Raw genomic sequence first — 14,807 nt, forward strand, 5'->3', positions numbered from 1 at the left:
TAACCCCGAAAACACGCATCCTTCGCTCCAATATTGTGTTCATTATATGGTGCCAGATAATATCATAGACACCTTGCTTACCATTAATAACCGCAACCTATGCATCAGCCGGCGTTGATACCAGCCATTTATGCCAACTAGCTATCACCTGTGCTCTTTCGGCGATAAAGCTGTCGGCGGCAACCTTGCTGGATTGCTCCTGCAACGCCAGATGGTGGATCTCATCGCGCATGGTGACATAAGCACGGGTTAGCGCGGCAGCCTCATCTGGCGGCATAATATCGTTATTAGCCATCAGCTCAAAAATGCGCACATTATCTGACCAGCGGGTCAGGCGCGGCTCACTGGCGGCATAACGCAGCACCAGATATTGCGCGATAAACTCAATATCGGTGATCCCGCCTTCATCCGCTTTGATATCAAAGATATCGCGCTGTTTGCTGCCCAAATGATTGCGCATTTTCTCGCGCATTTCGCGCACTTCCTGCTGCAATCGCGCAGCGTCACGGTGGCGGCACAAAATTTGCTGGCGAATGGCGTCAAACTGCTGATGTAGCGCCGGATCGCCATAGACAATGCGGGCGCGAACCAGTGCCTGATGCTCCCAAGTCCAGGCCTCATTTTGCTGATAATCAGCGAAAGCCTCGACGGTGCTGACCAACATGCCCGCTTCACCGGATGGCCGCAGCCGGGCGTCTACCTCGTACAAAATACCTGACGAGGTGCGAGTGCTGAATAGGTGCATGACTCGCTGGGCCAAACGTAGATAGAACTGGCGGCCATCAATGCTGCGCTCGCCGTCGGTCATCACCTCCAGCGGGCAGTCGAGCAAGAAGACTAAATCGAGATCCGAGCTATAGCCCAGCTCCCATCCCCCCAGCTTGCCATAGCCAATCACCGCGAAACCCCGGCCTTCGCGCTGCTGCAAATGACTCGGCTGACCATAGCGGGCTACCATCTGGCTCCAGGCTTGCTGGATAACCGCATCAATAATGGCCTCTGCCAGATAGGTTAAGTGATCGCTCACTTTCATAACTGGCAGCGCCTCGGTGATATCACCGGCGGCAATGCGTAATTGCTGCGCCTGCTTAAACTGGCGCAACGCCTCCAACTGCTGCTCTTCGTCATCTTCCGGCACCCGCAGCAAATATTGGCGCAACTCATCGCGGTAAGCACCGGGTTCCAGCGGCTGATAGAAGGATTGTGGATCGAGTAATTCATCCAGCAGCAATGGGTAGCGAGCTAACTGGCTAGCCACCATCGGCGAGGCCGAACAGAGACGGATAACGTGTTTTAACGCCGCATGGTACTCCACCAGCAATTCCAGATAAGTGGTGCGGGTCACGATACTCAGCAGCAGTTGAATCAGCCGGCTGAGCGCAACATTAGCATCTGGACGCGGACAGACCTCAGCGAACAGCCGCGGCATCAGTTGATCCAGCACCTCACGGCCACGGGGGCCAATGGTGCGTTTATCCATGTCATGGCGGAACTCATTGATGGTGCTCAGTAATTGGCGGCGAGCAGCCTGGTCTAAATGCGGTGTCAGTGGGGCTAAATCACACTCTTCCAGCGCATCCTGCCATAAACTTTTGTACAAACCATGGCTGGGATCTTCGCCAATATCGGGGGTATCGTCGCCAATCAGGTCATCAAATACCCCACGAACTGCTTGCATATGCTGTTCCAGCGCCGTGCTCATGGCGGCCCAATCCGCGTATCCCATGCCCCAGGCCAATCGGGCCTGATTGAGCGCATCACCGGGTAAGGTCTGGGTTTGCTCATCAGCAATGGCTTGCAGCAGATTCTCCAGGCGGCGCAAAAACAGATAGCTGCCACTGAGCTCCGCCACTTGCGGCTCTGACAATAAGCCCAACTCCGCCACCGCCTGCAAGGTGGGCAGCAAAGCCCGCTCTTGTAGGCGCGGTTCGCGGCCACCACGAATCAGTTGAAACACCTGCGTGATAAACTCAATCTCGCGAATACCACCCGCGCCCAGCTTGATATTATCTTTCAGGCCACGTCGGCGCACTTCACGGGCGATCATCCCCTTCATGTTGCGCAGTGATTGAATCACACTGAAATCAATATAGCGGCGGAAGACGAAAGGCCGCAGGGTCTGGCGCAGCTCCTTACTGTAGTGGTCTTCAGCGCCACCCATCAGACGCGCCTTAACCATCGCATAGCGCTCCCAGTCACGGCCCTGCTCCTGGTAATAATCTTCCAGCGCCGCAAAGCTCAGCACCAAGGGGCCGCTATCACCAAACGGGCGCAGACGCATATCCACCCGATAGACAAAACCGTCAATGGTTTGCTGATCGAGCGCCTTGATCAGCCGTTGGCCCAGACGGGTAAAGAACTGGGCATTGTCCAACTGCCGCCGTCCCCCCTGCGTTTGACCACTCTCCGGATAAGCAAAAATAAGATCGATATCAGAGGAGAAATTCAGCTCACCGCCACCTAATTTGCCCATGCCCAAAATCAGCAGCGGCTGCGGTACACCTTCACCATTGCACGGCGTGCCAAACTCACGGCAACATGCCTGATAGAGCCAGTCGCGGGCGGCGATAATCAGGGTTTCAGCCAGCCAGCTGAGCTGCTGCAAGGTGTCGGTCGTGGCACTGGTTTGCAATGCCTGTGACCAGGCGATACGCACCATAATCCGGCGACGAAACAGCCGCAAAGCGGCTAACAACGCAGCTTCGTCTTGCACCTCGGCCAGCACCTGACTGAGCCACTGCGGATAAAGTTGCCACTCCTGCGGTTGCGGGGGCTGTTGATGCAACTCCGCCAGCCATTCAGGGTGAATCAGGAGCATGTCACTGACAAAATCACTCAACGCCAACACGGCGATATCTTCATCACCTAAGCTCAGCGGCGTCGGTAACTCATGAAAGCGCTGCTGTACATTCTGCGCCTGAATCTGTAATTCCGGGGGGAGTGGCAACATAGCGAATTCCTTGGATACCCATTGAACTTGAAGTCGCAGCGGCGTTTACTTGTCGCCCGCCTGCAACTTCAATGAGTTAGGGTATATGTTCGACTAACGGACAGCACCGTTCAGCCAAAAGGCTGCCTGCGCCAATGCTTCTTTACGGGCGGTATCGCGCCAATGGCCCTGACGTTCCATAATTGCCAGCTGCAAACCAAACCAGCCATCAATATATGGGTGCCATTCACTCTGTGGATAGAAACCAGAGAGCAGTTGGAAGGTCATAATCTGCCGATTCAAACGGGGGAGTTGGGCCAGATAGCCGTCATCATCCATATGGTGACCAAATGCCTCTTTCAGATCGGCGGCACTGCGGCTCAGCATGATGTCACAGAAGCGCTTAAATGAGCCATCGAACTTCGCTTGCGCCTTGGCATCCATAAATGGCCGCCAGCCCGCAGTGACTAGCCACGATGTGAGCGCTAACTTACATTTCAGGTAATCAGCGCTATAGCAGAGCTGATCCGCCTTCACGTTTTTCGGCTCTAACTGTGGCTCTAGCGCAATCAACAACGCCCGCAGTTCGGTGCTGGCTTTGCGTGGCACTAATCCACCGAAAATCGCCAGAGTCTGGCGCACCATGGCTAATGCTTCAATAATCATTGCCTTAGCCGCTAACTCGCCACGTAACCACAGCTCTTCATGGTACTGCCAGTGATCCAACGCCATCTCCAGCCCGGCCACCATCCCCTGCTCAACAGTCGATTTCGGCGCTGGCTGCAAAACCAGCAGTGGCCGCAGTTCGCGAGGAGGATTGCCTTGTGCCAGGTGGTAGCCGCGCGCCGCTTTACTCAGATTGCCCTGACGTAAACCGCCGACTTGCGCCAACTCAGTAGCCAGTGCCAGTAAATCAGCCTGATTACCTTGTTTCAGCTCCAGCTCAATTTCGCTCAATGGCTCCGACAGCTCACCAGCACTAATCGAACCTTGATCAAGAGCAAGCTCTATCTCGCTCTCACCGTAAGTGATTACCCACTTCTCACGGGTGAAATCAGTGCGAAACAGCGGTTGTAACTCAGCTTGCAGCGCCTCAACCGACCACCCTTCTGGCCAGATATCTGCCGGAAAACGCGCCAGATCGAGTTTGTCGCTATCAATATCGACATTGTATTCAGGTCGTTGATGTAAACCGCCGACCACTTTGCCGCCTCTCTTCACTGTCATTTCATAACGGCCATCATAACCACGAATACGTAGACCAATATCATGCTGGCGCAGGCGGTTATCCGCGGTCTCAAAATAGATGTTCGTCAGTGTTTGCGGCGCTGAATGCTGGCTTTGCCAAGACGTGAGCCGCTCCGGCAACGCCGCGATGGCCGCAGGCGTAGCAATAAATTTTAGTTCTATTTCAACGGTCATAATTTCATTCACACCGGTATGTTGCGAGATTACGGGCATTATGCCTTTTTCACGGTAATTTGCCTGTTTTACACAAAAAACCGCACGGCAGCCCCAAGTCAAAGCCTATTTTAACCTGTTTTAGCCAATCTGCCCTAAGGCTTCATAATACAAATTTTCACTGCGGTAAAAATAGCCAATAAAGTGGCCCAGGCCGCGCTGGCTATGAGAGTAAGATAGTTCTCATTCCGGTTTATGCGTTGCGTCGGCAAACTGAACACACTACTATCGTTCCATAAATTCACTCATAAATGACTCTCTAATGCAGAAAATACGCCTAATTTGTCTCGCGGTGCTCAGTCTCACTCTCTCTTGGGGCGCGCACGCTGAAGAAAAACGCTACATCTCTGATGAGCTGGATACCTACGTTCATAGCGGCCCCGGTAATCAATACCGTATTGTTGGCACGCTAAAAGGTGGGGATGAAGTCACCCTGATAAGCGTTGATGAAGGCACAAATTATGGCCAAATCCGCGACAATAAGGGTAAAACCACTTGGATCCCACTGAATCAGTTGAGTGAAACACCAAGCCTGCGTATTCGGGTGCCAGACCTTGAACAGCAGGTCAAAACACTGACCGATAAGCTGGCTAATATTGATAATAGCTGGAATCAGCGCACCGCAGAAATGCAGCAGAAAGTCGCTGCCAGCGATAGCGTCATCTCCGAGCTGCAAAAAGAGAATGAATCACTGAAAAACCAGTTAGTGGTTGCTCAGAAGAAGGTCAGCGCAGTTAACCTGCAATTGGATGATAAGCAGCGCACCATCATCCTACAGTGGTTTATGTATGGCGGCGGTGTCGCGGGGATTGGCTTATTGCTGGGCCTGGTGCTACCGCATCTGATCCCAAGTCGTAAAAAGAATAATCGTTGGATGAACTGATATCCACTGTAACGTTAAGAACGAAGGGTTTACATGGAAATCTATTTGGTCGGCGGTGCCGTCCGCGACAACTTATTAAACCTACCCGTAACCGAGCGGGATTGGGTGGTGGTGGGCGCGACGCCGGAACAGCTGCTGACACAGGGCTACCAACAGGTCGGCAAAGATTTTCCGGTTTTCCTTCATCCGGTCAGCCATGAAGAGTATGCGCTGGCCCGCACCGAACGTAAGTCAGGTCAGGGTTATACTGGTTTTACCTGCTACGCCGCCCCTGATGTGACGCTGGAAGAGGATCTGCTGCGCCGCGATCTGACCATTAATGCCATTGCCCGCCGTGATGACGGTGAGTTAATCGATCCCTATCATGGCAAACAAGATTTAGAAAACAGACTGTTACGCCACGTCTCCGATGCATTTGGCGAAGATCCACTGCGTGTACTGCGGGTTGCCCGCTTCGCTGCCCGCTTTGCTCACTTAGGCTTTACTGTCGCCCCAGAGACTCAATCATTGATGGCGGCAATGGCACAAAGTGGCGAGCTATCTGCTCTGACGCCAGAACGGGTCTGGAAAGAGACCGAGAAAGCCCTGAAAACGCAAAGCCCACAGATCTATTTTCAGGTGCTGCGCGATTGCGGTGCATTGGCGGTGCTGTTCCCTGAAATTGACCGCTTATTTGGTGTTCCCGCACCGGAAAAATGGCACCCAGAAATTGATACCGGCATTCATACCCTGATGACGCTGACCATCGCCGCTCAACTCACTCCTGAGGTGGATATCCGCTTCGCCGCCCTTTGTCATGATTTAGGCAAAGGTCTGACACCAAAAGAGTTTTGGCCACATCATCATGGCCATGGCCCCGCAGGCGTCAAATTGGTTGAGCAGTTGTGTCAGCGTTTACGCGTGCCTAATCCGGTGCGTGACCTGGCAAAACTGGTGGCCGAGTACCATGATCTCATCCATACGGTGAATAAGCTTCGCCCTGAAACTCTGCTCAAATTATTTGATGCGATTGATGTTTGGCGCAAGCCGGAGCGCCTTGAGCAGATGATTATGACCAGCGAGGCGGATGCCCGTGGCCGCACTGGATTTGAAGATAATCCCTATCCACAAGGGGATTATCTGCGAGCTGCATTCCAGATTGCAAATAGCGTATCAGTGCAGGAAGTGGTCGCCAGCGGGCTACAAGGGTTGGCGATCCGTGACGAACTGAAACGCCGCCGTCAACAGGCGTTGGCGCAATGGAAGCAAGCTCAGGAAGTTGCGCCAGAATAAATCCTGGCCGCCATCAAACAAAACGCCCTGATTAATCAGGGCTTTTTTATGCTTCAACCTCACCACGCTGTTACATAAAGACCCAGTACACCGCGGCGGCGACCACAAAGCGGTAGATGGCAAAAGGTACAAAGGAGATGCGCTTAATCAGTGACAGGAAGGTTTTGATGGCAATCAGCGCGACAATAAATGCAGTGATGAATCCGACGGCAAACATCGGCAAATCACCCAGTGTCAGGAAGTGCAGACTCTTATATAAATCCAGCCCGCTGGCCCCCATCATCATCGGCACCGCCAAAATAAAGGAGAACTCAGAAGCGGCATAGCGATTAACGCCGACCAGCATCCCGCCAGAGATGGTAGCACCAGAACGAGAGAACCCCGGCCACAATGCCAGGCACTGGAAGCAGCCAATGGCAAAAGCCTGGCGATAGGTAATATCATCCAGCCCGACCGCTTTCGGATTTTTAGGTTTGAACCACTCGGCGGCTAATAATAGCAAGCCACCGGCAACCAAGGCATACATGACACTGTGCGGGTTAAATAGCGACTTGATGGCATTGTGGAATACCAATCCCAGCCCCACAGCGGGCAGCATCGCCAGTAAAATATGGCCTAAGGTCAGATGGCCGCTGGTTTTCCCCTCATGAGGTACAGCGCCAAAATGGATACCAATCAGGCCAAACAACCGCCGCCAGAACACCACCACCACGGCCAGAATCGACCCTAGCTGAATAATGACTTCAAAGGTCTTTGCTTTATCGCCAGTAAAGCCCAGCAACTCGCCAACAATAATCATATGCCCGGTAGATGAAACCGGCAGAAACTCGGTCAGCCCTTCTACTACACCCAGAACAAAAGCCACAAACAGCGAATACATATCCGTCATCAACGATACCCAATGCCATATGATAGAAACCAAAAAAACGGCAATATTGAAAACCATAGGATTAACAAAACGATATGGTTAACAAAACAGTGCCGTTCAAATTTAATCTTTAATTAATTTATCACGCCATCCAATGTAATTGGACCATATTATTGATGTAGCGTTGCACTTTTATGTCATCCCAGCGAAAAATAGCCCATCACTCAGTCAGGGCGTTGGCCGCGCTCGATCACCACGCCGACATTTCTGGCTTGAGCCACGGCCCCCGGTTTGCTGACCTTAATTCGCACCCAAGGCGACTTAAAGCGCTGTAGTAGCAGTTCGGCAATCTCTTCAGCCACTCGTTCGACCAAGGCAAAACGCTGCGATTCTACATGTTTTATGACACTATCACTGATATCGGCATAACTCAGGCAATCATTCACATCATCACTGGCAGCGGCTTTGCGGTTATCCCAGCCCATTTCGATATCGAACACCAGCTTTTGCTGAATGGTCTGCTCCCAGTCATAAACACCTATGGTGGTTATGACGCTGAGTTCTTCAATAAATACGATGTCCATCACGTCATTCTCTGTTTTTGTGCTCGCCGGATACCACTTCCAGCCGAATATGCGTATTATCCACTGATGTGGGGATTAAAACGATCATTATTCAACAGGGCGGTGTTATGAGTGCTATCGCGCTTGGCATGATTATCTTCGCGTATTTGTGTGGCTCTATTTCCAGTGCGATCTTGGTCTGCCGGGTTGCCAAGCTGCCAGATCCGCGTGTGCATGGTTCCGGTAATCCCGGTGCCACCAACGTACTGCGCATTGGTGGCCGCGCTGCTGCCGCAACCGTCCTGATTTTTGATGTGCTGAAAGGCATGTTGCCAGTTTGGATAGCTTATCTGCTACATGTTTCGCCACTCTATCTTGGCCTGACCGCTATTGCCGCCTGTCTCGGCCACATTTATCCGGTATTTTTCCACTTTAAAGGTGGCAAAGGCGTCGCCACTGCATTCGGTGCTATCGCGCCCATCGGCTGGGATCTGACTGGCCTAATGACCGGTACTTGGCTGCTGACGGTATTGCTGAGCGGCTATTCATCTTTAGGGGCCATTATCAGCGCCCTGATCGCCCCCTTCTACGTCTGGTGGTTTAAACCGCAATTCACCTTCCCTGTCGCCATGCTCTCCTGCCTGATCCTGATGCGCCACCACGATAATATTCAACGTTTATGGCGCGGAAAAGAGAGTAAAATCTGGGACAAACTCAGAAAGAAAAAACAGAAAACCGCCGCCGAAGAGGCCGCAGAGTTGGAAGAGAAAGAGGATTAGTTTTGCCGAATGACCTCGCCATCCCACCGAATCCAGAATGACTGAGCGGGAGCGAGGCAAGCCGCAAGGAATTGAGAGAGCGGGGCATACATCAATATGTGAGTATCGCGAGATGACACGGCAACACAGCCGCAGCCCCACTCAGACTTTCTGATCAGACTTTCGACAACTCAGCCAAAGGCCAACGCGGCCTGACCGAAACACTCAACTCACTACTCGCACCACTTTTCAACCGGATCAAACCCGCATAGGCGATCATCGCACCATTATCGGTGCAAAATTCTGGCCGGGCATAGAACACCTCACCGCCCCGCTTTTTCATCATTTCAGCCAGTTTTGAGCGCAAAGTGCGGTTAGCACTAACACCACCGGCGATGACCAGGCGCTTGAAGCCGGTCTGATCCAGCGCACGTTTGGATTTAATCGCCAGCGTATCCACCACCGCATCTTCAAATGCACGGGCAATATCGGCACGAGTTTGATCATCAGTGCCATTGGCGCGGATTGTGTTTGCTGCAAAGGTTTTCAGGCCAGAAAAACTGAAATCCAGCCCAGGACGATCAGTCATTGGGCGCGGGAAAGTAAATCGCCCCGCAGTGCCTTGTTGCGCCATGCGCGACAGCATCGGCCCACCGGGATAGTCCAGCCCTAATAATTTGGCTGTTTTATCGAAAGCTTCACCGGCCGCATCGTCAACAGATTCGCCCAGCAACAGATATTCGCCGATACCGGTTACGCTAATCAATTGCGTGTGACCACCGGAAACCAGCAACGCGACAAAAGGAAATTCAGGCGCATTATCTTCCAGCATCGGTGCCAGTAAGTGGCCTTCCATATGATGGACCGGCACCGCAGGGACACCCCAGGCAAATGCCAATGCGCGCCCTACTGTGGCCCCGACTAATAATGCACCAACCAAGCCCGGACCGGCGGTATAGGCCACGCCATCGATCTCTTTGGCACTCAGATTGGCTTCTTTCAATGCCGCCTGAATCAGCGGCACCGTTTTGCGCACATGATCACGGGAAGCCAGTTCAGGGACAACGCCGCCATAATCAGCGTGCAATTTAACCTGACTGTACAGTTGGTTAGCTAACAGACCGGTCTCATCGTCATACACTGCAATTCCGGTTTCATCGCAGGACGTTTCTATACCCAAAACTCGCATTACATTTCCCATCATTCACGTGCGGCCGATAGTTTAGCATAACAGTGACGCCAGTCATGATTTCTGATCCCAAATTGCGGGGCAAAAGTCCCATTTTTGGTCTCCGGCGACACAAATGTTGTTGATAGTTTTCATATTTGAAAAGAGTGTTGATAAATTCGATCAATGCCCCTGTTTAGTATATAATCAGCGGCCGTCGCACCCTTAGGCACCAACTTTCTTGTAAAGAACGGGTCGACATCACAGGGGCGTGCCTGTTTCAATTTGCTGTGGTGCTTTACAAAGCAGCATCCATTGAAGTAAAATTCCGCACCATTTTGAGAAGGCTGGCGATTGGCCAGCAGCAAACCGATTTCTATTGAGGTGAGAGGCACATGCCGGTAATTAAAGTACGTGAAAACGAGCCGTTCGACGTAGCTCTTCGTCGTTTCAAACGCTCTTGCGAAAAAGCGGGTGTTTTAGCTGAAGTTCGTCGTCGTGAGTTCTATGAAAAACCGACTACCGAACGTAAACGCGCTAAAGCTTCAGCTGTGAAACGTCACGCGAAGAAATTAGCTCGCGAAAACGCACGCCGCACTCGTCTGTATTAATTCTTCGGGGGTAACCCCACCGCGTAGTTTTTTATGTTCTAAGAACGCGCAGATCGAGTAGTTGCATACGAAGGCCGTGCTTTCCGAAAGGAATGCGCGGCTTGTTCTCGTTTATGGACTGACGACTAGGGGCTTATGGCTGGACGAATTCCACGCGTATTTATCAATGACTTGCTGGCTCGCACCGACATCGTCGATCTTATCGATGCTCGGGTTAAGCTGAAGAAGCAAGGCAAAAATTACCATGCGTGCTGTCCGTTCCATCATGAGAAAACACCCTCATTCACCGTTAACGGCGAAAAGCAGTTCTATCACTGTTTCGGCTGCGGCGCACATGGTAATGCCGTTGATTTCTTGATGAATTATGATCGACTTGAATTTGTCGAAAGTATCGAGGAATTGGCCACTATGCACGGGCTGGAAGTGCCCTACGAGGCAGGAACCGGCACCACCCAGATCGAACGTCACCAACGACAAAGTCTTTATCAACTGATGGAGAGCCTGAGCGCATTCTATCAACAATCACTCAACGGCCAGAACGCCAATCAGGCACGCGAATACCTTAAACATCGCGGTTTGAGTGAAGAGATCATCCAACATTTTGCTATCGGCTTTGCCCCGCCAGGTTGGGACAATGCCTTAAAACGTTTTGGCCGCGATGGCGAGAGCCGTACTGCGCTGAACGATGCAGGGATGCTGGTGACTAATGATACAGGGCGGACTTACGATCGTTTTCGTGAGCGCGTCATGTTCCCTATCCGCGATAAGCGCGGGCGGGTTATCGCTTTTGGTGGGCGAATTCTGGGCGATGGAGTGCCGAAATACCTCAACTCCCCAGAAACAGAGATCTTTCATAAGGGCCGCCAGTTATACGGCTTGTATGAAGCGCAAGTGAATCACCCCAATCCAACACGTTTACTCGTGGTGGAAGGCTATATGGATGTGGTGGCATTAGCGCAATTTGGCATTGATTATGCTGTTGCCTCGCTGGGAACAGCGACGACCGCGGAACATATTCAACTATTATTCCGCGCGACCGATAACGTAATTTGTTGTTATGACGGCGATCGGGCGGGTAGAGATGCCGCCTGGCGAGCATTAGAAACGGCACTGCCCTATCTAAATGATGGACGTCAGCTACGCTTTATGTTTTTGCCCGATGGCGAAGACCCGGACACTCTGGTACGTAAGGAAGGGAAAGACGCACTCGAACAGCGGATGGAGGAGGCGCAGCCACTCTCAACCTTCTTGTTCGAAACGTTGATGCCACAGGTCGATTTGAGTAGCCCCGATGGGCGCGCCAAGTTAAGCACGCTGGCACTACCTTTAATCAGCCAGGTGCCCGGTGAAACCTTACGCCTTTATCTGCGTCAGCAATTAGGCAATAAGTTAGGTCTGCTTGATGACAGCCAGCTTGATAAGCTGATGCCGAAACAAGCTGAAAATACGAATACCTACCAGCAGCCTCAGCTAAAACGCACAACCATGCGTATACTTATAGGGCTACTGGTACAGAACCCACAACTGGCTACACTCATTCCCTCACTACAGGGTGTTGAACAAGCCAAGTTAGCCGGTTTACCGTTATTTATTGAGTTGGTTGAGACTTGTCTGGCCCAACCGGGGCTGACAACCGGGCAGTTATTGGAACTGTACCGTGATAATAAATTCAGCCAACAGCTTGAAACTCTCGCAACATGGAACCACATGATTGTTGAGGATATGGTCGAGCCGACTTTTGTCGATACGCTAGCGAGCCTGTATGACTCCATTTTGGAGCAACGTCAGGAAACACTCATAGCACGTGACCGGACACATGGATTAAACGCCGAAGAACGTAAAGAGCTTTGGTCTTTGAATCTGGCTTTAGCCAGAAAAAAATGAATCACCCAACGGCTTAATTGCCGATAAATGTGGGGGCGACTCCCCACAATATGCCGCCATAGCGGGCAGCGGCGACAAAAAAAGGCCCCAAATGCTATTGTTGGCGGTTTCGCCGACCGACACCAACCCAAATACTCTGAAGTGTGGATACCGTCTTATGGAGCAAAACCCGCAGTCACAGCTGAAGCTACTTGTCACCCGTGGTAAGGAGCAAGGCTATCTGACCTATGCTGAGGTCAATGACCATCTGCCGGAAGATATCGTCGATTCCGATCAGATCGAAGACATCATCCAGATGATTAATGACATGGGCATACAGGTACTTGAAGAAGCCCCTGATGCCGATGATTTAATGCTGGCCGAGAACACCACTGATACCGACGATGACGCGGCGGAAGCTGCTGCACAGGTGTTGTCCAGTGTTGAATCTGAAATCGGGCGTACAACCGATCCGGTGCGTATGTACATGCGCGAAATGGGTACCGTTGAACTATTGACGCGTGAAGGTGAGATTGATATCGCCAAACGTATCGAAGAGGGTATCAATCAGGTTCAGTGCTCTGTGGCTGAATACCCTGAAGCCATTACTTATCTGTTGGAACAATATGATCGCGTCGAGGCGGGTGAAGCCCGTTTATCCGACCTGATCAACGGCTTTGTCGATCCCAATGCCGAAGAAGATATTGCACCGACGGCAACTCACGTAGGTTCTGAATTATCCACTGAAGAGATGGATGACGACGACAAAGAAGAAGAAGACGAAGAAGAAGAGGAAGACGACAACAGCATCGACCCAGAGCTGGCACGTCAGAAGTTCAGCGAATTGCGTGACCAGTATGAAACCACACGCATGGCCATCAAGAAAAATGGTCGTAGCCATGCCACTGCTGCTGCCGAAATTCTGAACCTTTCTGAAGTGTTCAAACAGTTCCGTCTGGTACCGAAGCAGTTCGACTATCTGGTCAATAACATGCGTGCCATGATGGATCGCGTTCGTACTCAAGAACGTATCATCATGAAGCTGTGTGTTGAACAGAGCAAAATGCCGAAGAAAAACTTCGTTACCCTGTTTGCCAGCAATGAGACCAGCGATACCTGGTTTGCGGCGGCAGTGGCTATGGGTAAACCATGGTCTGAGAAACTGAAAGATGTCTCGGACGATGTTCAACGTAGCCTGCAGAAATTACGCCAGATCGAAGAAGAAACGGGTCTGACGATTGAGCAAGTGAAAGACATCAACCGTCGTATGTCTATCGGTGAAGCGAAAGCGCGTCGTGCTAAGAAAGAGATGGTTGAGGCTAACCTGCGTCTGGTTATCTCTATTGCGAAAAAATACACCAACCGTGGCCTACAATTCCTTGATTTAATTCAGGAAGGTAACATCGGCTTGATGAAAGCAGTAGATAAATTCGAATACCGTCGTGGTTATAAGTTCTCAACTTATGCAACTTGGTGGATTCGTCAGGCAATCACCCGCTCTATCGCGGATCAGGCACGCACCATCCGTATCCCGGTGCATATGATTGAGACAATTAACAAACTCAATCGTATCTCACGCCAGATGCTGCAAGAGATGGGCCGCGAGCCAACGCCAGAAGAGCTGGCTGAACGCATGCTGATGCCGGAAGACAAGATCCGCAAAGTGCTGAAGATTGCGAAAGAGCCAATCTCAATGGAAACCCCAATTGGTGATGATGAAGATTCACATCTAGGCGATTTCATCGAAGATACCACTCTGGAGCTGCCGCTGGACTCTGCAACTTCTGAGAGCCTGCGTTCTGCCACTCACGACGTGTTAGCTGGCCTGACCGCTCGTGAAGCGAAAGTTCTGCGTATGCGTTTCGGTATCGATATGAACACTGACCATACTTTGGAAGAAGTAGGTAAGCAGTTCGACGTCACCCGTGAGCGTATTCGTCAGATCGAAGCGAAGGCATTGCGTAAATTGCGCCATCCAAGCCGTTCTGAAGTGCTGCGCAGCTTCCTCGACGATTAATCGTCGGTTGCAGTCATCAGCAAACAAAAACCCTCGGCATGCCGAGGGTTTTCTTTTTTAGCCTTAAACGTCATCTGCTACCGCAAATATCAGCGCTGAACTACCTAGCGAGTCCATAAAAAACCTTATATTTGTGCATAAAACACCCACCTGACTTTTCAGCTCTAGACCGCAGGATAAAAACTACCGTATAATCAGCGCCCAAGCTTGGCCCCTTAGCTCAGTTGGTTAGAGCACGCGACTCATAATCGCTTGGTCACTGGTTCAAGTCCAGTAGGGGCCACCAAATTTTAGCTTTAAAATCAGTATATTAAGCCACTCTATCGCGAGTGGCTTTTTTGTATCTGAAAGCAATTGGCGATAAAATGGCAGCAGAGATTTTTTAGTAGAGAGCTAATCTTTACCTCTGCCCCC

11 protein-coding genes and 1 tRNA gene are annotated in these 14,807 nt (G+C 51.4%); 7 read left to right on the forward strand and 5 right to left on the reverse strand.

Annotation, left to right across the window (positions count from 1 at the left end):
• Window positions 1-97: 97 nt before the first annotated feature.
• Complete coding sequence (gene glnE / locus AACW11_RS06235) at window positions 98-2,950, reverse strand: bifunctional [glutamate--ammonia ligase]-adenylyl-L-tyrosine phosphorylase/[glutamate--ammonia-ligase] adenylyltransferase (protein ID WP_212584093.1); 2,853 nt, start codon at window positions 2,948-2,950, stop codon at window positions 98-100.
• 93 nt (window positions 2,951-3,043) lie between these two features.
• Entirely contained in the window at window positions 3,044-4,351 is a 1,308-nt protein-coding gene (locus AACW11_RS06240; RefSeq protein WP_212584195.1) for a CYTH domain-containing protein, read from the reverse strand.
• A gap of 301 nt (window positions 4,352-4,652) precedes the next feature.
• Between AACW11_RS06240 and AACW11_RS06245 the strand changes: the two genes are divergently transcribed.
• A complete protein-coding gene (locus tag AACW11_RS06245) occupies window positions 4,653-5,273 on the forward strand; it encodes a TIGR04211 family SH3 domain-containing protein (protein WP_212584094.1) in 621 nt (206 codons plus the stop codon).
• A 33-nt stretch (window positions 5,274-5,306) separates the two neighbouring features.
• Complete coding sequence (locus AACW11_RS06250) at window positions 5,307-6,545, forward strand: multifunctional CCA addition/repair protein (RefSeq protein WP_212584095.1); 1,239 nt, start codon at window positions 5,307-5,309, stop codon at window positions 6,543-6,545.
• A 70-nt stretch (window positions 6,546-6,615) separates the two neighbouring features.
• Here the strand turns inward: AACW11_RS06250 and bacA are convergent, their stop codons facing one another.
• Window positions 6,616-7,434 carry an undecaprenyl-diphosphate phosphatase gene (gene bacA, locus AACW11_RS06255; protein ID WP_249192685.1) on the reverse strand — a complete coding sequence of 273 codons (819 nt, stop codon included), beginning with the start codon at window positions 7,432-7,434 and terminating at the stop codon, window positions 6,616-6,618.
• 203 nt (window positions 7,435-7,637) lie between these two features.
• On the reverse strand, window positions 7,638-7,997 hold the full coding sequence (gene folB, locus AACW11_RS06260) for a bifunctional dihydroneopterin aldolase/7,8-dihydroneopterin epimerase (protein ID WP_212584196.1): 360 nt from the start codon (window positions 7,995-7,997) through the stop codon (window positions 7,638-7,640).
• Window positions 7,998-8,104: 107 nt separating this feature from the next.
• Here folB and plsY point away from each other — a divergent pair, with 107 nt between their 5' ends.
• Entirely contained in the window at window positions 8,105-8,755 is a 651-nt protein-coding gene (gene plsY / locus AACW11_RS06265) for a glycerol-3-phosphate 1-O-acyltransferase PlsY (protein WP_032896502.1), read from the forward strand.
• 154 nt (window positions 8,756-8,909) lie between these two features.
• On the opposite strand, the gene tsaD is transcribed toward plsY, so the two are convergent.
• Window positions 8,910-9,923 carry a tRNA (adenosine(37)-N6)-threonylcarbamoyltransferase complex transferase subunit TsaD gene (gene tsaD / locus AACW11_RS06270; protein ID WP_212584097.1) on the reverse strand — a complete coding sequence of 338 codons (1,014 nt, stop codon included), beginning with the start codon at window positions 9,921-9,923 and terminating at the stop codon, window positions 8,910-8,912.
• A gap of 374 nt (window positions 9,924-10,297) precedes the next feature.
• Between tsaD and rpsU the strand changes: the two genes are divergently transcribed.
• The 4 genes from rpsU to AACW11_RS06290 all read left to right on the forward strand — a co-directional run bounded on the left by rpsU (window position 10,298) and on the right by AACW11_RS06290 (window position 14,679).
• Window positions 10,298-10,513 (forward strand): 30S ribosomal protein S21, encoded by a 216-nt coding sequence (gene rpsU / locus AACW11_RS06275; protein ID WP_001144069.1) that lies wholly within the window; start codon window positions 10,298-10,300, stop codon window positions 10,511-10,513.
• A gap of 135 nt (window positions 10,514-10,648) precedes the next feature.
• On the forward strand, window positions 10,649-12,397 hold the full coding sequence (dnaG, locus tag AACW11_RS06280; protein ID WP_212584098.1) for a DNA primase: 1,749 nt from the start codon (window positions 10,649-10,651) through the stop codon (window positions 12,395-12,397).
• A 157-nt stretch (window positions 12,398-12,554) separates the two neighbouring features.
• On the forward strand, window positions 12,555-14,393 hold the full coding sequence (rpoD, locus tag AACW11_RS06285; protein ID WP_212584099.1) for an RNA polymerase sigma factor RpoD: 1,839 nt from the start codon (window positions 12,555-12,557) through the stop codon (window positions 14,391-14,393).
• Between the two features lie 209 nt (window positions 14,394-14,602).
• A tRNA-Ile gene (locus AACW11_RS06290) sits at window positions 14,603-14,679 on the forward strand.
• Window positions 14,680-14,807: the final 128 nt, after the last annotated feature.

Source organism: Yersinia sp. Marseille-Q3913 (genome assembly GCF_963892745.1).
Taxonomy (GTDB): Bacteria; Pseudomonadota; Gammaproteobacteria; order Enterobacterales; family Enterobacteriaceae; genus Yersinia; species Yersinia bercovieri.